This is a genomic window from Flavobacterium piscinae, assembly GCF_004122145.1.
Lineage (GTDB): Bacteria > Bacteroidota > Bacteroidia > Flavobacteriales > Flavobacteriaceae > Flavobacterium > Flavobacterium piscinae.
Window position 1 is genome coordinate 1 of the sequence record NZ_SBKQ01000015.1, and the last position, 21,405, is coordinate 21,405.

21 protein-coding genes are annotated in these 21,405 nt (G+C 36.4%); 11 read left to right on the forward strand and 10 right to left on the reverse strand.

Going from position 1 to position 21,405, the window contains the following annotated elements; genetic code table 11:
- Positions 1–364 precede the first annotated feature (364 nt).
- The 10 genes from EQG68_RS13170 (at position 365) to EQG68_RS13215 (ending at position 12,279) form a co-directional block, all read left to right on the forward strand.
- Complete coding sequence (locus EQG68_RS13170) at positions 365–6,790, forward strand: S8 family serine peptidase (protein ID WP_129465358.1); 6,426 nt, start codon at positions 365–367, stop codon at positions 6,788–6,790.
- Positions 6,791–7,033: 243 nt separating this feature from the next.
- Complete coding sequence (locus tag EQG68_RS13175; protein ID WP_129465359.1) at positions 7,034–7,471, forward strand: thioredoxin family protein; 438 nt, start codon at positions 7,034–7,036, stop codon at positions 7,469–7,471.
- A 174-nt stretch (positions 7,472–7,645) separates the two neighbouring features.
- Positions 7,646–7,969, forward strand: coding sequence for an ArsR/SmtB family transcription factor (locus EQG68_RS13180; RefSeq protein WP_129465360.1), 324 nt, complete (start codon positions 7,646–7,648; stop codon positions 7,967–7,969).
- A gap of 50 nt (positions 7,970–8,019) precedes the next feature.
- A complete protein-coding gene (locus EQG68_RS13185; protein WP_129465361.1) occupies positions 8,020–8,496 on the forward strand; it encodes a DUF6428 family protein in 477 nt (158 codons plus the stop codon).
- A gap of 90 nt (positions 8,497–8,586) precedes the next feature.
- Positions 8,587–9,201: a class I SAM-dependent methyltransferase gene (locus tag EQG68_RS13190; RefSeq protein WP_129465362.1), complete on the forward strand. Its 615-nt coding sequence runs from the start codon at positions 8,587–8,589 to the stop codon at positions 9,199–9,201.
- Between the two features lies 1 nt (position 9,202).
- Positions 9,203–9,814 carry an arsenate-mycothiol transferase ArsC gene (locus EQG68_RS13195; RefSeq protein WP_129465363.1) on the forward strand — a complete coding sequence of 204 codons (612 nt, stop codon included), beginning with the start codon at positions 9,203–9,205 and terminating at the stop codon, positions 9,812–9,814.
- A 1-nt stretch (position 9,815) separates the two neighbouring features.
- The gene (gene arsB / locus EQG68_RS13200; protein ID WP_129465364.1) at positions 9,816–10,886 is read left to right on the forward strand and encodes an ACR3 family arsenite efflux transporter; all 1,071 of its coding nucleotides are present in this window, start codon (positions 9,816–9,818) and stop codon (positions 10,884–10,886) included.
- Positions 10,887–10,945: 59 nt separating this feature from the next.
- Positions 10,946–11,380, forward strand: a complete 435-nt coding sequence (locus tag EQG68_RS13205) for a DUF1801 domain-containing protein (RefSeq protein WP_129465365.1) — start codon at positions 10,946–10,948, stop codon at positions 11,378–11,380.
- A 20-nt stretch (positions 11,381–11,400) separates the two neighbouring features.
- Positions 11,401–11,886 carry a nuclear transport factor 2 family protein gene (locus EQG68_RS13210; RefSeq protein WP_129465366.1) on the forward strand — a complete coding sequence of 162 codons (486 nt, stop codon included), beginning with the start codon at positions 11,401–11,403 and terminating at the stop codon, positions 11,884–11,886.
- 9 nt (positions 11,887–11,895) lie between these two features.
- Entirely contained in the window at positions 11,896–12,279 is a 384-nt protein-coding gene (locus EQG68_RS13215) for a hypothetical protein (protein ID WP_222845217.1), read from the forward strand.
- A 301-nt stretch (positions 12,280–12,580) separates the two neighbouring features.
- Here EQG68_RS13215 and EQG68_RS13225 read toward each other — a convergent pair whose 3' ends face one another.
- The 4 genes from EQG68_RS13225 to EQG68_RS13240 form a co-directional block, all read right to left on the reverse strand.
- Positions 12,581–13,195, reverse strand: coding sequence for a chromophore lyase CpcT/CpeT (locus tag EQG68_RS13225; protein WP_129465367.1), 615 nt, complete (start codon positions 13,193–13,195; stop codon positions 12,581–12,583).
- 113 nt (positions 13,196–13,308) lie between these two features.
- Positions 13,309–14,730: an SDR family oxidoreductase gene (locus tag EQG68_RS13230; protein WP_129465368.1), complete on the reverse strand. Its 1,422-nt coding sequence runs from the start codon at positions 14,728–14,730 to the stop codon at positions 13,309–13,311.
- A gap of 47 nt (positions 14,731–14,777) precedes the next feature.
- The gene (locus EQG68_RS13235; RefSeq protein WP_129465369.1) at positions 14,778–15,401 is read right to left on the reverse strand and encodes a MarC family NAAT transporter; all 624 of its coding nucleotides are present in this window, start codon (positions 15,399–15,401) and stop codon (positions 14,778–14,780) included.
- A gap of 65 nt (positions 15,402–15,466) precedes the next feature.
- On the reverse strand, positions 15,467–15,925 hold the full coding sequence (locus tag EQG68_RS13240; RefSeq protein WP_246011758.1) for a hypothetical protein: 459 nt from the start codon (positions 15,923–15,925) through the stop codon (positions 15,467–15,469).
- Between the two features lie 189 nt (positions 15,926–16,114).
- On the opposite strand from EQG68_RS13240, the gene EQG68_RS13245 reads away from it, so the two are divergent.
- Positions 16,115–16,474 carry a CoA-binding protein gene (locus EQG68_RS13245; RefSeq protein WP_129465371.1) on the forward strand — a complete coding sequence of 120 codons (360 nt, stop codon included), beginning with the start codon at positions 16,115–16,117 and terminating at the stop codon, positions 16,472–16,474.
- 83 nt (positions 16,475–16,557) lie between these two features.
- Here EQG68_RS13245 and EQG68_RS13250 read toward each other — a convergent pair whose 3' ends face one another.
- The 6 genes from EQG68_RS13250 to EQG68_RS13275 form a co-directional block, all read right to left on the reverse strand.
- Positions 16,558–17,997 carry a sodium:solute symporter gene (locus tag EQG68_RS13250; protein ID WP_129465372.1) on the reverse strand — a complete coding sequence of 480 codons (1,440 nt, stop codon included), beginning with the start codon at positions 17,995–17,997 and terminating at the stop codon, positions 16,558–16,560.
- 63 nt (positions 17,998–18,060) lie between these two features.
- Complete coding sequence (locus EQG68_RS13255) at positions 18,061–18,588, reverse strand: DUF4252 domain-containing protein (RefSeq protein ID WP_129465373.1); 528 nt, start codon at positions 18,586–18,588, stop codon at positions 18,061–18,063.
- A 1-nt stretch (position 18,589) separates the two neighbouring features.
- Entirely contained in the window at positions 18,590–19,801 is a 1,212-nt protein-coding gene (locus tag EQG68_RS13260) for a carboxypeptidase-like regulatory domain-containing protein (RefSeq protein ID WP_129465374.1), read from the reverse strand.
- 107 nt (positions 19,802–19,908) lie between these two features.
- Positions 19,909–20,442, reverse strand: coding sequence for a DUF4252 domain-containing protein (locus tag EQG68_RS13265; protein WP_129465375.1), 534 nt, complete (start codon positions 20,440–20,442; stop codon positions 19,909–19,911).
- Between the two features lie 4 nt (positions 20,443–20,446).
- On the reverse strand, positions 20,447–20,905 hold the full coding sequence (locus EQG68_RS13270; RefSeq protein WP_129465376.1) for a hypothetical protein: 459 nt from the start codon (positions 20,903–20,905) through the stop codon (positions 20,447–20,449).
- Entirely contained in the window at positions 20,892–21,401 is a 510-nt protein-coding gene (locus EQG68_RS13275) for an RNA polymerase sigma factor (RefSeq protein WP_129465377.1), read from the reverse strand. The genes EQG68_RS13270 and EQG68_RS13275 overlap by 14 nt, the downstream gene beginning before the upstream one ends.
- Between the last annotated feature and the right edge of the window lie 4 nt (positions 21,402–21,405).

Below are 21,405 nucleotides of genomic sequence, written 5' to 3' on the forward strand. Positions count from 1 at the left end.
AAGGAGAGTAGTAATATACTTCTTCCCTTCACAAGACTTTTGTTTTTTTTCTTTCTAAGCTTTTGAATTATTTATAAAAAATGACGAAATATTTAACAATTTTAATTTGGTAAAACCATAGTTATCGAGGGGCAATCTTTTGTTTGACAAACGATGGAGTCTAAGGAAAATGGAAAATTACTACATATTAATATAAAATATTGAATATATGGGTTTTAAATTAGCAATGCAACAGTAAAACTTTTATTATTTTAAGCATTTTAACAGATTTTTAAGTATTTCAACGGGAAAATAATCGATTTAAAAAAAAACTTTCATATTATTAGTAACATTAAATGAAGTTATTAATCTCTTATCTATAAAAATGAAAAAACAAATTTTACTTTTCATCGTATTGCTTCTTACAGCAATCGGTTATGCTCAACAACCGGAAAAAAAGAATGACTGGGTTGAAAATTACTTTAGTTATTCGCCTGATGGTAAACAACATTTTACTTTGAGTGAGGACCAAATTATTATTAAGTTTTTACCCGGTGTCAGTTTTGAACAACAAGCCGATATACTTAAAAGAGAGACCTTATTAAAGCCACTCTCTAAAGACATGTTGTTGCCTGCTCCGGCCGTAACTATTGCTCAAGTGAACGGGAATGTAGGAGCTGAACAGTTGAAAGCTTTATTGAAGAGACTAACACAACAGGATATGGTAGCCTATGCCAATCCGTTTTTACTCTATAAAGACGGTACTAAACAAGGTATTACGGATAGGTTTATAGTCAAGTTAAAGATGGATTCTGATATTGCCATTTTGAATGAAATGGTGAGTCAAAATGGACTTTACATCCTTGAACAGTATCACTATGATCGTAAAGTATATATTGTAGAAGTTCCAAAATCTACCGGTTTTAATGCTTTAGAGATGGCCAATAGATTTTTTGAAAGCGGAAAGTTTTCGTCAGCAGAGCCTGATTTTTTATTGTTACTCAATAGGTCAGCAAACCTTTCAACACTTATGCGAGATGAATCTGCAACTGTGAACACTAACGATACTTTTTTAGATTATCAATGGTCGTTAAATAATACGGGTTCCAGTATTCAATACAATGGTACCCCGGGTAGTGATATGAAAGTTTTTGATGCTTGGGGAATTTCTACCGGATCGGCAGCCATTAAAGTGGCCATTCTGGATGAAGGTGTTGATTTGGTTCATCCTGATTTACTGGCTAACTTATTGGCCGGTTTTGATGCAACCGGATTAGGTTCAGGCGGTGCTCCCTCGGGAGATGATGCCCATGGAACTGCTTGTGCGGGTATTGTTGCTGCTTCCGGAAACAACAATTTGGGTATTTCCGGAATTGCCTACAATTGTAAAATCATACCGATACGTATTGCTTATTCAAATTCATCCGGCAACTGGGTAACGTCCAACGCAACGATTGGTACCGCTATTGATTGGGCTTGGGATAACGGTGGGGCAGATGTGTTAAGCAATAGTTGGGGTGGAGGATCATCGTCCAGTTTAATTAATGACGCCATTGACAGAGCGGTTACACAAGGAAGAGGCGGACTGGGTGCTCCCGTCCTTTTTTCCGCAGGAAATGGGAATGGAGCAGTAAATTATCCGGCCTATTTACCGAACGTAATTTCTGTGACGGCTATGAGTATGTGTGACCAAAGAAAGAGCCCTTCCTCCTGTGATGGGGAAGCATGGTGGGGGTCAGATTACGGAACCAATACTGACGTATCCGCTCCCGGAGTTAAAATTTATACGACCGATATTAGCGGTGCAGCGGGTTATTCTTCAGGAGATTATGCCCCAACCTTCAACGGTACATCCAGTGCTTGCCCCAATGTTGCCGGTGTCATGGCTTTGATTCTTTCGGCTAATTCAAACTTAAATATGCTTGAAGCACGTCAAATACTGGAGTCCACCTGTAGCAAAGTGGGCGGATATACCTACAATACCAATGTAAGCGGACAACCAAATGGAACTTGGAGTAACGATTTAGGTTATGGAAGGGTAAATGCGTTAGCTGCATTGCAATTGACTACGGTTGCTTGTACCAGTCCTCCGGTTGCCGGAGCCGCAAATGCTTCTCCTTCCTTTTTATGTCAGCCTGCTCCTGTTTCACTTTCATTAGAAGGAGTTGTTTATTCTATTGATCAAACCTATCAATGGCAGAGCAGTACGAATGATATTGACTGGACCAATATTACGGATGCTACTTTATCTTCTTATAGTACAACAGTAGCTACTTCTACTTATTTTAGATGTTTGGTTACGTGTAGTGGAAGTACCAGTGAGTCCATTTCTACGCTGGTTACCGTTGCTCCTTTTAATCAAGTTGCCGTTGTTGGCAATAGTGTTGAAAGTATTTGTGCCGGTGAAAGTGTTTCTCTAAGCGTTACCGGTGCCTCCGAATATAGTTGGTCGCCGGCTACAGGACTTAATCAAACAACCGGGGCGACAGTCATTGCCAATCCAACAGAAACGACTGAATATACGATTACGTCAACAAATGTTGGTGAATGTTCTACGTCTGCCACCATTACAGTGATTGTAAATCCATTACCCCCAACCCCTGTGATTAGTTCGAATAGTCCTTTAAACGTGGGAGAGACATTAAATTTGACGGCAGAAGTTGCACCTGCAGAGGGATATGTACTCAATCCAAATAGTGGCGTTTCATTTATTGATATTAGTGCCACCGGAGAACCAATTGTTGCAATAAGTGATGATAGCAGACATTTAATTACTATTCCTGCTTTTACTTTCAATACAATTGAATACACCAGTGCATTGGTCAGTGCTAATGGATATTTTGTATTTGGTTCGAATACTACCGGAACTACTAATAATTTTACAAATTTACAATTACCCACCACTATTTTTGCTACAACCGGTTCATCAGCCGGAGTTTGTGCCTTCTGGGATGATTTATTTCCAACAACAGAAAGTTCTATTGTGACAGAAACGATTGGAAATGTTTATATCGTTCAATGGAATTTATTTAAGCCCTATGATTTGAGGACTGCACCGGAGTCTATCACCTTTCAAATACAATTCAACTTAGCCACGGGGCAAATTAATTTAGTATACCCTGATGTTTTTGTAGATAATGCAACCTATAATTTTGGAGCAAGTGCAACGCTTGGATTGAATTATTCCGGAACGGAAGCGTTACAATATTCGTATAATACCGCAAGTTTACAAAATGGACAAAGTTTGACCTATACGCCTAAAGAATATATTTATTCGTGGACGGGACCCAATAACTTTACTTCAGACGAACAGAATCCTTCTCTAGCTAACGTTACACTTAATGCAGCAGGCACTTATACTTTAGCACTTTCCAGTGAGTCCGGCTGTAGTGTTTCCTCTCAACTAGAGGTTACTGTTATAGGAACTTTTACAACCTATTATGCTGATGCTGATGGGGATGGATTTGGAGATGCATCCGCTATGTTAGAAGCGACCGAACAACCGGAAGGTTATGTGTTAGATAATACCGATTGCGATGATACCAATGAAACAGTTTACCCCGGAGCAATTGAAATTTGTGATGGGTTAGATAATGACTGTAATGGACTTACAGATGATGAAAATATCAACCCAATTCCTATTTGTAATGATATTACAATTGTATTAGATGAAACCGGAAATTATACGTTAACACAAGCTGATATTGATGCGATTGGTGCAGGTAGTTCAGATAATTGCAGTGCCATAACACTGAGTGTTGATACGACTACTTTTGATTGTAGTAATGTTGGGCAAGCTAACCCAATTACAATGACAGTTACTGATGGAAATAACAACTCAGCTACTTGTACAGCAACTGTTTTTGTTACAGAAACTCAACCACCTGTTTTGGTCTGTGAACCGGCCATATTCATCAGTAATACACCGGGCCTTTGTTCGGGTACAACCATTTTAACAGAACCAACGGTCACTGATAATTGTACGACCAATGCAAATTCATTAAAATTTGATGGAATTAATGACCGTGTAACGCTTCCGGAATTTAATATTGGCACATCGGATTTTACGATAGAAACTTGGATTAAGCCCAACGCTAACGTTGCCGGTTATTTAGTTAGTAACCGAACTAATGAACCTAATCAACAGGGGAATTGGTTTGTACTTTCTCGTCAAGCATCCGGAAATATTGCATTCGAAATGGCAGCATCAGGTTCACCTTCTTATTTGCCAATGGTAAGTAATAGTTCTACGCCACCAAATACATGGACCCATATTGCCGTTTCCAGACAGGGAACAATGGTTACGCTTTATATAAATGGTGTGGCAGATAGTAGTGTAAATGATAGCTTTGTACGTAATTTATCTACAGGTAATTTTTCATTATTAGGAGGTTTTCCTGCTTTTAATGCGGCATGGTTTAATGGGAAAATGAAAGAAGTTAGGATTTGGGAAGTGGCAAGAACAGCAACAGAAATTAACACCTATATAAACAGTGCAATAACACCACAAGCCGGATTAAAAGCGGTTTATCATTTTAATCAAGGGACAAATGGCTTAGATAACACCGGTATAACCAGTTTGATAGATGATTCAGGGAATAATTTAAACGGTACATTAGTTAACTTTACACTTAATGGCACATCTTCAAATTTTGTAAATGATATGTTTATGTATAATGATGCCCCTGCAATTTTTCCTTTAGGTGATACCCTAGTAACTTGGACAGCAACTGACGATTCCGGAAATTCAGCAACATGTACACAATTGGTAACCGTTAACGATACAGAAGCACCAATTGCTCAATGCCAACCTGTAACGGTCACTCTTGATAGTAATGGCGTAGGAACGATTTCGGCGACTGATTTAAATGATGGATCAACTGATAATTGTGGCATTCAAAGTATCCAAATTGGTAATGTCTTGTCGCAATATCTAAAAGACGGTAATTTTAATAATATTGGACATGGCCAATCTTTTACAGCGAGTACAACTGGATATTTAAAATCGGTTAAGATTTTGGTGCAAGGAAACCAAACAGGTAAAACGATTCATTTTTATAATAGTGGTACTGGAAGTGGTATTTCAGGATCTGTAGGCACTCCTGTTTATAGCGAAACCAATGTTGCATTTGTTGACAGTGCAAATGGAACGATTTGGACAGAAATAGTCCTTTCGACCCCTTTTCCTGTTATTGCCGGTAATCAATATAGCTTTGTGATTGAAGAATTTTCACATGTTTATTATACAGGTTTTGGAAATTCATACAGTGGAGGTAGTTTTATTTTTAATTATGATTTATCATCAGGGTGTTGCTCATGGGGTGATATGGCTTTTGAATTGTCATTTCTTGAAGATGAAGCCACTTTTGATTGTTCCCATTTAGGAACCAATACAGTCGCTTTAACCGTAACCGATGAAAGTGGTAATATGTCTAGCTGTTTTACTACAGTAACAGTAATTTCTACAAGTGTTTATTATGCAGATGCTGATAATGATGGATATGGAAATCCTGCTGTAAGTTATGTAGGATGTGCTCAAGCGGGTTATGTCTTGGACAATACTGACTGCGACGACACGAACAATACCGTTTATCCGGGAGCCACAGAAATCTGTTATGATGGTCTGGATAACGATTGTGATGGCATCATCGACAATGGTTGTACGCCAATAGTATCGGTTGTTCAACCAGCACAGTGTGGAATAACGTTATCAACCCTTGACAGTTATGTTTATGCCAACTTGGTAGCGGGAGCACAAGGATACCGTTTTAGAGTAACCAATTTATCAACCAATGAAGTACAAACCATTGACAGAGCTTTACGTGTTTTCCGATTTACACAATTAACAAGCTATGCTTTTGCTACCGAATATTCGGTTGAAGTTTCTGTGAGAATCAATAATGTATGGCAACCGTTCTACGGCACACCATGTACTGTTTCTACACCGGATACCACTACGCAAATTCAAGCTTCTCAGTGTAATACCGCTATCAGTAACTTGAACAATTCAATTTTTGCTGATATTGTACCTTTTGCAACGGGTTACCGATTCAGAGTAACGAATACGTTGAATCCAATCGATGTACAAACCATTGACCGTCCGATTAGAGATTTTAGAATGACTAATTTGGCTACTGTAGAATTCAACACCACGTACAATGTGGAAGTAGCAGTTAGAAATACAGACGGAACGTATTTATCATACGGACCGGTTTGTAACATTACTACACCTATGTTCCCAACTGTTGGTTTGGAAGATGCACAATGTGATGAGTACTTAGTAAGTTCTAACACAGAAACATTATTTGCAGAATCTTACCCTGGTGTTGAACAATACCGATTCTTATTGGAGAACATCAACCTACCCTACAACCAAACAGTTGACAGAGCCACAAGAACAGTTACATTGAATAATTTCACAGGATTAGTACCGGGAGAAATGTATACCGTACGTGTTGCAATTCGCTTAAATGGTGTTTGGGGACCTTATGGAAAATCGTGTAGTATCATTACTCCTGGTGGAGAAATCATACTTATCCGAACAGAGGAATCAACTAACGAAACAGGCTTTAGAGCAATAGCATATCCAAACCCATTTGCAACAAGCTTTACTCTTGATGTGAGAACATCCAACACTGAAGTAGTAAGCTTGACCGTGTATGACATGGCAGGAAGACTTTTAGAAGTGAGAGAAGTAAAAGCACAAGACGTTACCAACTACCAATTTGGTGACCGTTATTCATCCGGAGTTTACAATGTGATTGTAACACAAGGAGAAGAAACGAGAACTGTGCGAGTGGTGAAACAATAAAACAAAGTTGCTGTGGGACCGAGGTTCTAAGGTACTAAGTTAACTAAAGAGAAACCTCCGAGCAATCGGAGGTTTTTTGTTTAGGATGCTTTGAGAAGTTTGATTATTTGCAAAATCAAAAGGAAACTTCGTAGGAGAAATGAACTCACTATTTTATATATAAATAGTAAGACCCATGAAATTTAAAGAACTACTACAAAATAATGAATAATCATTAATTTCATAACTTTACTAAAAAAAGTGATGAAAAAATGCATAACTCTCGTGTTTGTGTACTGTTTAGGAAGCCTATTCCTCTCCTTTAGGATTCCCACTAAAGAAGCAACGGCTGCCAAAGGAATTGATTTTTTTAAAGGCACCTTTCAAGAAGCGTTGGCTTTGGCTGAGAAAGAACAAAAGTATGTATTTGTTGAGGTGTATGCCACCTGGTGCGGTCCTTGTAAACAATTGAAACGAACGACGTTCAAGGACAAAGAAGTGGGGGTGTATTTCAATAAAAACTTTATCAATATTGCCATTGACGGCGAAACGGAAGAGGGCGACAAAATCCTTAGTCGATATAACATCCGTTCGTATCCCACGTTGTTGATTTTGGATGCCAAAGGACGAGTGCTAACCCGACAAACGGGTTTCATGAAACCGTATATTTTAATAAATTTCGGGAGAAGGGTTGTGCCTTAAATTATATTTCTAATTCTAAATACATTATCCAAACACAATTTTTATTTTCAACCTTTCTTATTTTTTCAACAATCGTTAGCATTCTTATTTTTATATAGAAAAGTATCTTTTCATTAAAAAACTTGTTTCTTCAATTGTTATATCGTAATATTGCAATATAATAATTGAAACAACATGGGAGCATCAAAATCAGATTCTTTTTCGGTGGAACAGAATGAAATGGCTACTTTATTTAAAGCACTTTCACATCCGGCACGGATTGCGATAGTCGATTATTTATTGACAGTTGACACCTGTATTTGCGGCGATATTGTTGAGGTTCTGCCTTTGGCTCAGCCCACAGTTTCACAACATTTAAAGGAACTTAAAAACGCTAATTTTATCCAAGGAACGATTGAAGGAACCGCCATTTGTTATTGCCTAAATCCGGATACGATTGCTCAAATTGAACATCATTTTGGTGCGATTCGTCAAAAGTTGAAGAATAAATGTTGTTAATTCAATTCCAAAATCTTAATACTTAATACTTCAATCTTACTACTTTTATAATGAAACTATCACAAATAAAATCAGCTTTAAAAAACCTTTCTACCATTACTTTTCAATTGCCAAGTGGCGAATTAGTACCCCGTCATTTTCATGTGACAGAAGTGGGAAAAGTGACTAAGCATTTCATCGATTGTGGCGGAACCGTTCGTACCGAGGAAGTCATCAATTTTCAGCTTTGGGAAGCGAATGATTACGATCATCGCTTACATCCTGACAAACTGTTAAACATCATTGAACTTTCTGAAAATACATTGCACTTACCTGATGCAGCCATAGAAGTAGAATACCAAATGGCAACCACCATTGGTAAATTTCATTTGGATTTTGATGGTACCAATTTCTTATTGACTTCCAAACTAACCGATTGTTTAGCGAAAGACAAATGTGGCATTCCGCCTGAAAAGTTGAAAGTAAAAATAGGGGAGTGGAAACCGAAGGCTAACTCATGTTGTACACCGGATTCGGGTTGTTGTTAAATTTAAAATCTAAAAAATCTAAAAAATCTAAAATAAACCTTTTGCGAACTTAGTGCCTTCTTTGTGTGCTTTGTGGTTAAAAAAATGAATATGTCAGAAAAAAAACAACAATGGGAAACCGTCTTTTCCACTAAACAAGAAACAGAAGTGAGTTGGTATCAAATTAAACCTACCACTTCACTTCAATTCATTCAAGCTTGTAGGGTATCAAAAGATGCCAAGATTATTGATGTGGGTGGAGGCGATAGTTACCTGATTGACCATTTGTTAGATTTAGGTTATACTAATTTAAGTTTACTGGATATTTCTGAAGCTGCTATTGAACGAGCCAAAAACCGATTAGGAGAGGAAGGAAAAAATGTCACTTTTATTGTTTCGGATAGTTTGCATTTTCAATCCGATGAAAAATTTGACGTTTGGCATGACAGAGCTTCTTTTCATTTTTTTACGGAAGCTGACGATATTCAACACTACAAAGCCAACGTAATCGCCAATACAACTCCAAATGCTCATTTTATTTTGGGGACTTTTTCTGAAAATGGACCATTGAAATGTAGTGGACTTCCTATTACACAATATTCAGTTGAAAAAATGGAAGCGGTTTTTGGGGATGATTTTACATTGGAAGATTACTTAACCGAAGACCATCAAACGCCTTTTGATACGGTGCAGAATTTTATTTTTTGTTATTATATAAAACGATAATATGTTTGAAAATTTAACTAAAACCATTGAATCAATCGCTAAAATTGAAGTGCCAATTGAACGCAAAGACGTTTTACAACCCTTAATTGATTACCTTCAAAATAAAGTAAAGGCAAATGAAGAAATTCGTTTAAACTTTATTTGTACGCACAATTCCAGAAGAAGTCATTTGTCACAAATTTGGGCAAAAACGATGGCGTTTCATTTTGGGATTGAAAAGGTTTTTTGCTATTCCGGAGGAACGGAAGCCACGGCAATGTTTCCCAAAGTAGCTGAAACTTTAGTAAGTCAAGGTTATCATATTCAACAATTGAGTGAAACTGAAAATCCGGTTTATGCGGTTAAATTCGATGACAATCAACATCCGATTATCTGTTTTTCCAAAGCGTATTTTGATGATTTTAATCCGAAAAGCAATTTTGGAGCCATCATGACCTGCAACAACGCCGACGAAGGTTGCCCCATGGTTTTTGGAGCAGATGCTCGATTTCCCATCAAATACGATGACCCAAAAGCCTTTGACGGCACGGAACTTATGAATGAAAAATATGCCGAACGCAGTTTACAAATTGCCAGTGAACTCTATTATGTTTTTTCTCAACTAAAAAAATAATATGTCAGCAACCAATTGTGCACCCGCAGTCAATCGAAAAAAGTTAGGTTTCTTAGACCGCTATTTAACCCTTTGGATATTTTTAGCCATGTTAATAGGCGTGGGAATCGGCTATTTTATTCCGAGTTCCTCCGGATTTATTCATTCGTTTTCCTCGGGAACGACTAATATTCCGCTGGCAGTCGGATTAATTTTAATGATGTATCCGCCTTTGGCGAAAGTCAATTACAGCAAAATGGGCGAAGTGTTTCAAAATACCAAAGTTTTAGGAGCTTCTTTACTGTTGAATTGGGTAATTGGTCCTATTTTGATGTTTTTCTTAGCCATACTTTTTTTAAACGGTTATCCTGAATACATGATTGGAGTAATCCTTATAGGTTTAGCTCGATGCATTGCCATGGTAGTCGTTTGGAATGATTTAGCTGAAGGAAATCGAGAGTATGCCGCCGGTTTGATTGCGTTGAACAGTATTTTTCAAGTGTTGTTGTATAGCGTTTATGCCTACCTTTTCATTACCGTATTACCTCCTTATTTTGGGTTTGAAGGTTCGATTGTGGACATCAGTATCGGTCAAATTGCAGAAAGTGTGGGGATTTATTTGGGTATTCCCTTTGCCTTAGGATTTTTAAGTCGTGCTTTTTTGATGAAAATGAAAGGGGAAGAATGGTTTCAAACGAAATACGTTCCCATTATTTCACCCATCACCTTGATCGCTCTTTTGTTTACCATTGTCTTAATGTTTAGTTTAAAAGGTGAATTAATCGTTGAAATTCCGATGGATGTGCTTCGAGTTGCCCTACCATTAGTGATTTATTTTACCATTATGTTTATGGTTAGTTTTTTTGTAGGCAAGTATTTTGGAGCCGACTACTCCAAAGCTACTTCTATTGCTTTTACCGCTACAGGGAACAATTTTGAGTTAGCCATAGCGGTAGCAATTGGCGTTTTTGGCATCAACAGCGGACAAGCATTTGCTGGAGTCATTGGTCCTTTGGTGGAAGTACCCGCTTTGATTGCGTTGGTGAATTTGGCGTTTTGGTTTAGGAAGAAATATTACGTATCCAAATCATAAAAAATGAGAGCATTTATATCAATTGATTTATTTTTTATCTTTGATTAAATGATTTTAGTATGGCCAAAAATAAAACAGCTGAAACAACAGTCTATGTGGAGGATTTTATCCATTTATTTGTAGATAACGACCAAAAAAAGGCTGATAGTTTTCAGTTAATCAAGTTAATGCAGGAATGGTACGGTTTTGAGCCGAAAATGTGGGGACCCACTATAATTGGTTTTGGCAGCTATCATTACAAATATGCTAGCGGTCACGAGGGTGATGCTCCCCTGCTTGGTTTTTCTCCCCGTAAGGCGGAATTTTCATTGTATGTGTTCTCACCAAGAGAAGACAACAAACAGTTGCTGGACAATTTTGGAAAATACAAAATGGGTAAAGCGTGCCTTTATATCAAAAAACTAGCGGATATTGATATTTCTGTCTTAGAAGCAATGTGTCGGGATTCGATTGCGTATTTAGAAGAACATCATGCGTGTGCGTGTAGAAAGTAAAACACTAAAAGTATAATGAAATGAATACAAAGAATATTTTTTTGCTTTTAGCACTACTTCTGTCCTCCTTTCTCAATGCCCAAGTAGCCAAAGATTCCGAATTGTTTTTAGCTTTAAAAAAACACGACAGTCTTTTTTTTGAAAAAAGCTTTAACGAATGTGATTTAGCGTTTTTGGAGAAAGCTATTCATCCTGATTTGGTTTTTTATCATGACCAAGGGGGTGTTCAAAACAAAACAACTTTTTTAGAAAGTGTTAAAAACAATATTTGTTCCAACCCCAATCAAAAACCCATACGGAAAGTAAAAGGCGATAGTTTAGCAGTTTTTCCATTATATGAAAATGGAATTTTATATGGAGTATTTCAGCAAGGAATACATGAATTTTACCTGCGAGAACAAGGGAAAAATGATGTTTTGACAAGTACTGCTCGCTTTACTCATGTGTATCTATTGATAAATAATCAATGGATTTTAAGAGAAGTATTAAGTTATGATCATCAATAAAAAACAAATATGGTAGTAGCAAAAGGGATAGTAGTGCTTTTTGGAATAGTATTCCTTTTTGCGGGTGGTGTCATGTTGATTCGACCCACACTTTTTCGCAGTTGGATAGCCAAAGCCGGCAGTACTCCACTCATAAATTATGGAGAAATTACGATTCGTTTGATACCTGCTATTGCGATGGTGTATGTGGCTCCAGAAACTAAATTGCCACTGTTTTTTCAGCTTTTTGGAGGGATTATGATAGTGACTTCATTGGTTTTGTATGTCACACCTCGAAAGGCACACCATCAACTTTCGTTAGGTTTTGCAGAAAAATTAAAGCCGGTTTATTTGCAATGCATTGCTCCTTTGGCTTTTGTGATAGGAATGGGTTTGATTTATTTTTTATTTTAATTTCCGCCCAAGGTGAGCCAAAAACACCAACCGCCAATTCTGCCCAAATTAAAATTAAAACAAGTAAAATTATACCGCAAAATAAGATACGTTTTTTGGTTGAACGAATGGTTCTCAAGACCAATTCAATCGCTAAACCGGTTCCAGCTAAAAGCGTTCCGGCTACTATAAAATCAAAAGTAGACCAGTTTACTTCATCCGTCAATTGCATGGCTATGAACGGAATACTTAAAATGAGGAGTACTATGCCAAAGATTATCAATATCCTTTTAGACATATGCTTTTACTTTTTCAGTGTTTATCATTTAATTTTATCAAAAATGTAGCCACCTTTTACGGCACCCCACACTTGTTTGCCGTCTTTGTCAAACCCTTGGTCCCAAGAAAGAATTTGGGTAGGCGTTACGGTTACTTTTGAAGAAGCGTATGACGCTCCTCGCAATTCACTCGGACAGGTTTTTTCACCGGTTTGCCCGATGAACGTGCCGTCAGCTTGCTTTTTTAAAATGACTTCACAGCCGGGTTTGAGTTCTATATCGGATTCCGCTAAGTTATCAAACACTTCCGGAGTTTTCCATTTGCCAATCCACTCTTTTTCGTTTTTGAGGGTGTATATTTCGCTGATGAATGCATCATTGCGTTGCGATACCTTATAAATCCGCACCCGATACGGACTGTCTTGTTTTTCAAACATGGCTTGTTCGACATAGAGGTAATGACCCTTACTTTTCCATATCGGCGTCATGCGAAGAGAAATGTTGAAATATGCTTTGTCTTCTATTGATTGTTTTTCTGAGGAGTACGTTCCTTGCATGATGGCAACAAGGTATTCTAAATCCGTTGCTTTCTTTTCTTGCGTTGATTTACATCCGAAAAGGATGAAAAGAAAAAATAATGATATGATTTTCAAGTTCATGGCTATGTTTCAGGTTTCAGGTTTCAGGTTGATGGCTATTTATTTTATTTTCAAAGAAAAAGAAAATTTCTCAAATTTTTCAAATCTGTGTTCCAAAAAAAGCTTGATTTATTCTATTTCGCAATATTCCGAATCATCCCACCAAAAATAAAAAAATGAAACGGCACTAAGCTATACCAATATAATCTACCGAAAAGACCTCTTGGGCGAAAGGTGGCAATTTGATGTAAAACATTGTGTTCATCAATTCTAAATTCAAGCCAGGCTTCGCCGGGTAGTCTCATTTCGGCAAATAGAAGCAATCGTTTTTCTTCTTTGTTGGCTAAAATCACTCGCCAAAAGTCCAAAGAATCACCATTGTCTAAATGGGTTGGGTGTGTTCTGCCTCTTCTTAATCCAACGCCACCAACCAACTTATCAATAAAACCCCGCAATTGCCACATCCAGTTGCCGTAATACCAGCCTTTTGAACCACCGATTGTCCAAATGTTTTCCAGGACTTTATCCGGATGTTCAATTTTTATTTTCTGCTCATCTTTTAAACAACCAAAGGTAGGGACTTGTATAAATTCTGATAAATTATATTGAAATTCGCTACTTACCAAACTGTCTTTCCAACTGGAAATGACCAGGTTTTGTTCGATTTTGATAAAGGCTAATTTGATGGCATCGTTATAGGAAATGGGTTTGATGCCCAACATTTTTTGTAACCGATTGTCTTTACAAATGACTTCCATTTTCATGCTATCCACCAAGTTCATGGCAAGTTTATACGAAGTTGAAGTTACAAAATACAACCAATACGAAGACAATTTGGGTGTCATGACCGGAACGGTAAATATCCAATTTTTGAATCCTCTGGTTTTGGCGTATAATTGCATCATTTGTTTATAAGTGAGCACATTGGGTCCGCCAATATCAAAGGATTCATTGTAACATTCAGGTTTGAGTAATACGCCAATCAAGTACTGAATTACATCGCGAATCGCAATAGGTTGGGTTTTGGTGAGTACCCACTTTGGCGTAATCATCACGGGTAATTTTTCACACAAGTCCCGAATGATTTCAAAGGAAGAACTACCGGAGCCTACAATAATTCCGGCACGAAGAACGGTGACATTATAATTCCCTTGGTATAAAATATCCTCCACATTTTTTCGGGATTGTAAATGTTTAGAAAGGGAATTATCGTTGACAATCCCACTCAGATAGATGACTTGTTTCACCCCGATATGATTCATGTATAAATTGAAATGCTCGGCTGCTTTGGCTTCCATTGTATCAAAAACTTGAGTGGAAGATGACATGGAGTGAATTAAGTAATACGCCACATCGATGTTTTTAGGAATATTTTCGAATGACACTTCTTCTAAAAAATCTACCTCCCAAATGGTGATAGCGTTCAGCGTTGTAATGTCTAATCCCAAACGATTCTTATCGCGAACACAACAAATGATTTCGTGATTTTTGGACAAAAGTTCGGGAAGCAATCGTCTGCCCACATAACCGTTGGCACCTGTCAGAAGGATTTTCATAGCCGCTATTTTTTAGAAAGATACTAAGAAAAACGCTTGAACAATCGTTAAATTGTTTTAAAGATGTTGACGATTGAACTGCTGATGTACTGCACACCTATGGCAATCACAATGAAACCAATGATTCTGGAAATCGCTACGATACCTGATGCACCTAATATTCTGGAAAGGTAATGAGCACTTTTTAAGACTAAGAAAATGACCACTGCCACGCCTAAAATAGCTAAACACGCAATGACTTTTTCACTTATTTTGGTGTAATCTTGATAAAATGCTATTAACAGTGAAATGGAACCGGGTCCGGCTAACATTGGAATGGCCAAAGGCGTTAAGGCAATTTGGTTACGCGTCTGGGCATCGCTCTCCACTTTTTTATTTACTCCGCGGGTTTTGTTAAAGTTTCCGGTGAGTAAAGAAAAACCGGAACTAACAATAATTAGTCCTCCGGCTATCCGAAGAGCATCAATACTGATACCGAAAAATTTCAAGACATATTCTCCAATAAAAAAAGAAATCACTAAGATGATAAAAACATTTAAAGCGGTTAACAGCGATACTCTGGATCGTTCCGCTTTGGTGTAATCTTGCGTTAAACCCACAAAAATGGGGACGGCTCCTAAGGGGTTGAGTACCGAAAATAGAGCCGCAAAAATGTAAATAAATAATTCCATTGTTTTTTTGCAAAAATAAAGACAACTCTAAAACGAAGGGTTATCAAATGAATAAAACAAAGTTACTATAAATCGTCGATATAAGTGGGAGAATTATTCGTTTTAAAATTATTTAATTTTTCGATAAAGCTATTTACACTTTTGTTCTTGGGTGGAGCATCAATCGAGATATAATGATGATCCATGTGGAATGTGTAGGAATTAGCCGGTTTAAAAATGACTAACTTATAAAATGGAATCACCAAGGAGAAGGTTTCCAAAAGCGATCGAAACCGAATGATTATTCCTTTCGGACGCAATTCAATATTACAAAAATTACGGTTATTGTCATAGGAAAGCAACGTTGCAATTTCCTCACTCGTTTTGATAATATCTAATCGGGGCGAACCAATTCCGTTTAATTTGATGTTATCCATCAACCCAAATGGTTTTCCTACCAAATCGTTTATTGCTTCGTTAATTTTTTTTTCGTTATAGGAAGTGTTTACGAGCATTTTTAATGTGTCAATTTGTGAATGTGTCAATTAGTCAATTTGACAATTTGACAATTTGACAATTTGACAATTTGACAATTTTAAAATAAAGTTACTTGGTAAAATTAATCAATTGAATTCATTGAAATCATTGAATTAATATAGGTTTAAGAATTGTTCTATTTATAAAGTGTAATGAAATTTGTAAAAAGCATTACCTTTGCCACTTAGAACAGTAATATGAAAAAAACCTTAGTGATAGGTGCTTCCACAAACCCGGAACGCTATTCTTTTATGGCAATTAACAGTTTAGTTAAAAAAGAGCACCCCGTAGTAGCCATTGGTCAAAAGTTGGGTGAAGTAGCCGGTGTAAAAATCCAAACCAAACAAATTCCGTTTAAAAATATTCATACGGTCTCGTTGTATTTGAATCCAAAAGGGCAACGGGATTATTACAATTACATTGTTGGGTTGCAACCCAAACGCGTTATTTTTAATCCGGGGACAGAGAACCCTGAGTTTTATGCGTTGTTGGGGATAAATAATATACAAGTTGAGGTGGCTTGTACGTTGGTTTTGCTTTCTACGAATCAGTTTTAAGCGTTGTCTGTTGTCTGTTGTCCGTTGTCCGTTGTCTGTTATTTGTTGTCTGAACGTTGAAAACTGCGACTGCCAACTGCGACTTACCGTCTTCGAATGAGCATTAATCCTATAAAAGTCAGTAAACCATTCACGATTAGGATTTCGAATCCAAATTCAAATTCGAACCAGGCTTTGCTTTTTAGGTTGAGTACAACGGATGAAATGACTGCGAAAATGGCGACCATTGGTACCCATTTGTCTTTTACGTTCCATTTGGTAAATAATCCAAAACTGTAAAGTCCCAAAAGTGGACCGTACGTAAATCCGGCAAATTTTAATACTTTATCAATGATGCTGGCATCTTCTACAAAGTATTTGAAACCTAAGATAACCAGAACAGAAACTGCGACAAACATTTTGTGAATTTGTTTTCGGATGACGACTTGTTTTACGGAATCATACTTCTTTTCAATTTCTAAAATATCAATGCTAAAAGAGGTAGTTAGCGAAGTTAACGCACTATCCGCACTAGAATATGCTGCCGCAATTAATCCCAGAATAAAGAAAAAAGCCACGCCAATGCCTAAATATTCATTGGCCAGAATAGGGAAGAGCTGATCTTTGTGGGCATCAATGTTATATTTTAATGCATATTCGGTGAATAACAATCCCATGACTAAGAATAAGAAATTCACAAACGTGAGCACAATGGTAAACCAAAACATATTCTTTTGAGCATCTTTTAAGCTTCGGCAGGTGAGGTTTTTTTGCATCATATCTTGGTCGAGACCGGTCATGACGATGGCTATAAATGCACCCGATAAAAACTGTTTCCAGAAATAATTAGGCGAACTGATGTCTTCAAAAAAGAAGGTTTTAGAAAAATCACTTTCTGCAATAAAACCTGAAATGTTAGTAATATTTAACCCTAAATCCTGAGAAACCGTAACAATACAAAACACTACTGCAATGAGCATAAAAAGTGTTTGCAGTGTGTCTGTCCAAATGATGGTTTTGATACCGGATTTATTGGTATACACCCAAATGAGTAAAATGGTGACGGTGACAGTAATCCAATACGGTACATTTAATTTATCAAAAACCAATGTTTGCAAAACATCAGCTACTAACATTAATCGTAAATTGGATCCTACCGTTCGCGAAATAATAAAAAACCAGGCTCCGGTTTTGTAGGCATTTCTACCAAATCGGTCACCTAAATAAGTGTAAATTGACGTAAGATTTAATCGGTAGTAGAGTGGCAGTAAAACGGTTCCGATTACAAAATACCCCACAATATAGCCCAGCACCAATTGAAAATAAACAAATTGAGACGCTTCTACTTTTCCGGGAACGGAAATAAACGTAACTCCGGAGAGTGAAGCCCCAATCATTCCGAAAGCTACCAAATACCAAGGGGAATTTTTGTTGGCTTTAAAAAAGGCGTCGTTTCCTTCGTCTTTTTTACTGATTAAAGAGGAAATTAAAATGAGTAATCCAAAATATCCGAGAATGAGTAGAAGAATAGCAATCGGTTCCATTTGTAATTTTTAATTGGTTTGCAAATTACAAAAAGGAACCGGTTTTTAAATTAGAACTTATTTTTATTTAAAAATTCCTTCCAACGGTTTCAGTTGTTCCATGTCGATGTCCGATTTTTGAAGGGCACTTAAGAGTGTCATAAAATCCTCAGGATTCATTTTGTCACCTAAAATGCGAACTACAGCAAAGCCATTTTCGTCTTTACTTCCGTAGAGTACAAATTCTTCGATAGCATCGTCTTTTCCCACAAAATAAATGGACGCACCTTCTTTACCCGAACCAAACTTCATTAATTCCTGGTATTTTTCATCTTTTAAAATTTCTTTCACTTTGGTTCGTTCGCCATCAAATTTTGCTTTATTTTCTTCATTGATTTTAAAAGCCAAAACATTCATTTTTTTAAATGTTTTTAAGGCTTCTTGCTGTTCAATGGACAAGGCATCCGGTTTGATATTCAAGATGCTTGGTGACATATCTACCGAAATAAAATCAGTAGATTCCGTTTTTTCCACAAAATATTTTTGTAAGCTGGGTTCTTTTTCACAAGCGATGAAACTCATCAGCACAAGTGAGAACAATAATTTTTTCATATTATTTACTTTTTAAAGTTTGTAAAATCCGTTCTTCATTTTCAGAGAGAGGCAAGGTGCTATTGGTTTCCCAGAAATTTTCTGTAAAGTTCATGCCATTGGAATAAAGGTTTCTCTCTTTAAAAATTTTATTTTTTTCAGGTTGTGTTGTAACATTATCATTAAAATCGGTAACAACCAAATCACTAATACTCATCATTCGATCATTCATTTGTTTACCAAATTTAATGTGTAAATCAAGTAAGGATTTTCGATAACTTGGAATATATTTACCATTTAAGTACTTGTATGTTTGTTTAATTTGTATGTCATGAATGGTAAATTTCATGATTAAAGCATTGATAGTTTCTACAAATTGTTTGTGATTATCTGACATTTTTACATCAATATCCAACACAACTTTATGGGTTGGGTCATACGTAATTTTACCGACCAACAATGCTTTTTCAACAGAGGCTCTTGGTTTTATGTAAATCACTTCCAAAGCATTGCCAAATTGATCTTTTTTAGAACGCAATTCAAATTCGTAATTCTCGTTGGCTTTGTCTGCTGTAAGTCTATCTATATATTCATAGGTAAAAAAACCATTGGCTGCTTTTTGAATATCAAAAAAAGAATCTATTTCAGATAAATCTGCTTTTCCTTTTTTCTCTATTTCCTCTGCATTAGCCAATTGAAAGGCACGACTTTGATTTACTAACAGTTTGCTTTCAATTTTTTCTTTCTTTTTGGGTAGAACATAAAAATCAATTAAGCCATCTGCGAATTTAGAATAGTTGTCATTGATTTTTACAAATTCACGGTAATAGGTTTCTAGCTTTATACTTTTATCCAATTGATTTTTTGAGTTCGCTAAAATCCCAGCCAGTATTTGATGGATAGGTTTGTTGGTTACAATCACTTCCTCCAACGCCATTTCGTCTGCTTCAAGTTCAATGTTAATTAGTTCAGCTTTAATTTCTGAAACTAAAAAAAGTTGAGTTTTATACCCAATATGACCAATTTCAATTTTTTCGGCCCCATTTGGAATATAAAATTTGAATACACCATCGTCATTTGAAATTACACCTTGAGTAGAATTTTGAACAAAGATGTTCGCATACGGTATACTTTCTTTTGAACTTTTGTCTACAATTTTACCTTCAAAAATAACGGTTTGTGCATTTAATGACAGTGAAATTAATCCGAAAAGAAACAAATAAATTTTTTTCATGTGTTGATATAAGTTAGATTTTGTGAGGCACCAAGGTAAATATTTTCAATAAAAAAACTTTGCCAAAATTGGCTTTTGACAAAGTTTCATCATTTTTCTTCCCCCGATTACTTATTCCCTTTTGATGCTTTTTTCAAATTTTCGCCACCGGGTAGATTCATTTGCTCGGTTAAGGCTGAAATTTCATCTAAGTTGAAGTTACCGGTTAATGAAAACAAAACGGTTTCGTTGTCTTTTGCATTTCCTTCGATGAACATAAAGAGTTCTTTTACGATGGAATCATTGGCACCGGATCGCATGTAGATTTTTACGTTTTTTCCACCATCAGAAATTCGCATTAACTCATCCATGCCGGCTGTTTTCAAATATTTTTCTGCCGTGGCACGCATTTCAGCAGTTTGTCTTGGGCTCGAAGTAATGAACACTTTAAGGTTATCCAATTTCTTGAGTAAGTTCACATACTGTTGCGTTTCTTTATCATTGGCTTTCACTTTACTCATCATTTCAAACATTTTTTTGTTGACAATGATGGTTTTTATATCTTCCGGTCCGTCAAATTTGTCAAAGACTGACTGACCAAACAGTACTTGTGAAACAAATAATGTTACAAATAAAATTAACGAGGTTATAATTCTAGACATTTTTTTATTTTTTAAAGATTAAATTTTTTGAGTTTTCGTATTCATTAATATAGTTTACACTTTCCATGCCAATGTTTACATTTTGAGATAAAAGTGCTAATGCTTTTTGCGTTTCTTCAAAAGCTTCTTCCGGTGATTCAAAAGAACCTAATTCAGATTTTGCAAGTTGTTTTTGTTTGGTTGGCGGATAATTTACAAGGGTTATTACACCTACTAAGAATACTACACTTGCTGCGATTGCTATCCGGGTAACAGGAAATCGTTTTTTAGTTTTTAGGGATAGTAATGGCGTAAATTTTTCTTCTTTTTCAGTAGTAAGATAACCAAAGAGCGGTTTGTATTGCTCTAAATGAGCGGCTACTTTTTCAGTTGAAAAGTACTGTTTCAACTGCGTTTCTTCTGCAATGGTGGTTTCTCCTTCGAAGTATTTTTCTACTAATTGTTCTATTTTAGCTAATTCCATAATGATGGGTTTTAGTCATTTTTTCTCTAATTGTTTTTCGTGCTCTGGATAAGTTTACTCGAACAGCTGTTTCATTCATATCGAGAATTTTCGCGATTTCTTCAAATTCATATTGCTCGATATCACGCATTTGAATGATTAATTTTTGCTGTTCCGGTAATTCGTTAATCATTTTTTCAACCCAATGCCAACTGTCTTGATCTTCCACTTTTTTTTCTAACGATGCTTCTGTAGATGTAAAATTGTTATGTACAATTTTCATGTTTGATGCTCTTTTTGATTTTAATTGGTCCAAACAATAATTTTTTGTCATTGTCATCGCAAAGGCTTCTACGCTTGCATAATTAGTTAAACCATTTTTATTATCCCATAATTTTACCAAAATGTCTTGCGTTGCATCCTGAGCTTCTTCATTGCTAACCAATAAACGCTTAGCAAGTCGAAAGACCTTATCTTTAAAAGGAGCTATTAGCGTTATAAACTCATTTTGGTTCATTGGT

Coding starts and splice junctions, on each gene's coding strand:
- EQG68_RS13170 (WP_129465358.1), top strand. CDS start 365: ATGAAAAAACAAATTTTACTTTTCATCGTATTGCTTCTTACAGCAATC.
- EQG68_RS13175 (WP_129465359.1), top strand. CDS start 7,034: ATGAAAAAATGCATAACTCTCGTGTTTGTGTACTGTTTAGGAAGCCTA.
- EQG68_RS13180 (WP_129465360.1), top strand. CDS start 7,646: ATGGGAGCATCAAAATCAGATTCTTTTTCGGTGGAACAGAATGAAATG.
- EQG68_RS13185 (WP_129465361.1), top strand. CDS start 8,020: ATGAAACTATCACAAATAAAATCAGCTTTAAAAAACCTTTCTACCATT.
- EQG68_RS13190 (WP_129465362.1), top strand. CDS start 8,587: ATGTCAGAAAAAAAACAACAATGGGAAACCGTCTTTTCCACTAAACAA.
- EQG68_RS13195 (WP_129465363.1), top strand. CDS start 9,203: ATGTTTGAAAATTTAACTAAAACCATTGAATCAATCGCTAAAATTGAA.
- arsB (WP_129465364.1), top strand. CDS start 9,816: ATGTCAGCAACCAATTGTGCACCCGCAGTCAATCGAAAAAAGTTAGGT.
- EQG68_RS13205 (WP_129465365.1), top strand. CDS start 10,946: ATGGCCAAAAATAAAACAGCTGAAACAACAGTCTATGTGGAGGATTTT.
- EQG68_RS13210 (WP_129465366.1), top strand. CDS start 11,401: ATGAATACAAAGAATATTTTTTTGCTTTTAGCACTACTTCTGTCCTCC.
- EQG68_RS13215 (WP_222845217.1), top strand. CDS start 11,896: ATGGTAGTAGCAAAAGGGATAGTAGTGCTTTTTGGAATAGTATTCCTT.
- EQG68_RS13225 (WP_129465367.1), bottom strand. CDS start 13,195: ATGAACTTGAAAATCATATCATTATTTTTTCTTTTCATCCTTTTCGGA.
- EQG68_RS13230 (WP_129465368.1), bottom strand. CDS start 14,730: ATGAAAATCCTTCTGACAGGTGCCAACGGTTATGTGGGCAGACGATTG.
- EQG68_RS13235 (WP_129465369.1), bottom strand. CDS start 15,401: ATGGAATTATTTATTTACATTTTTGCGGCTCTATTTTCGGTACTCAAC.
- EQG68_RS13245 (WP_129465371.1), top strand. CDS start 16,115: ATGAAAAAAACCTTAGTGATAGGTGCTTCCACAAACCCGGAACGCTAT.
- EQG68_RS13250 (WP_129465372.1), bottom strand. CDS start 17,997: ATGGAACCGATTGCTATTCTTCTACTCATTCTCGGATATTTTGGATTA.
- EQG68_RS13255 (WP_129465373.1), bottom strand. CDS start 18,588: ATGAAAAAATTATTGTTCTCACTTGTGCTGATGAGTTTCATCGCTTGT.
- EQG68_RS13260 (WP_129465374.1), bottom strand. CDS start 19,801: ATGAAAAAAATTTATTTGTTTCTTTTCGGATTAATTTCACTGTCATTA.
- EQG68_RS13265 (WP_129465375.1), bottom strand. CDS start 20,442: ATGTCTAGAATTATAACCTCGTTAATTTTATTTGTAACATTATTTGTT.
- EQG68_RS13270 (WP_129465376.1), bottom strand. CDS start 20,905: ATGGAATTAGCTAAAATAGAACAATTAGTAGAAAAATACTTCGAAGGA.
- EQG68_RS13275 (WP_129465377.1), bottom strand. CDS start 21,401: ATGAACCAAAATGAGTTTATAACGCTAATAGCTCCTTTTAAAGATAAG.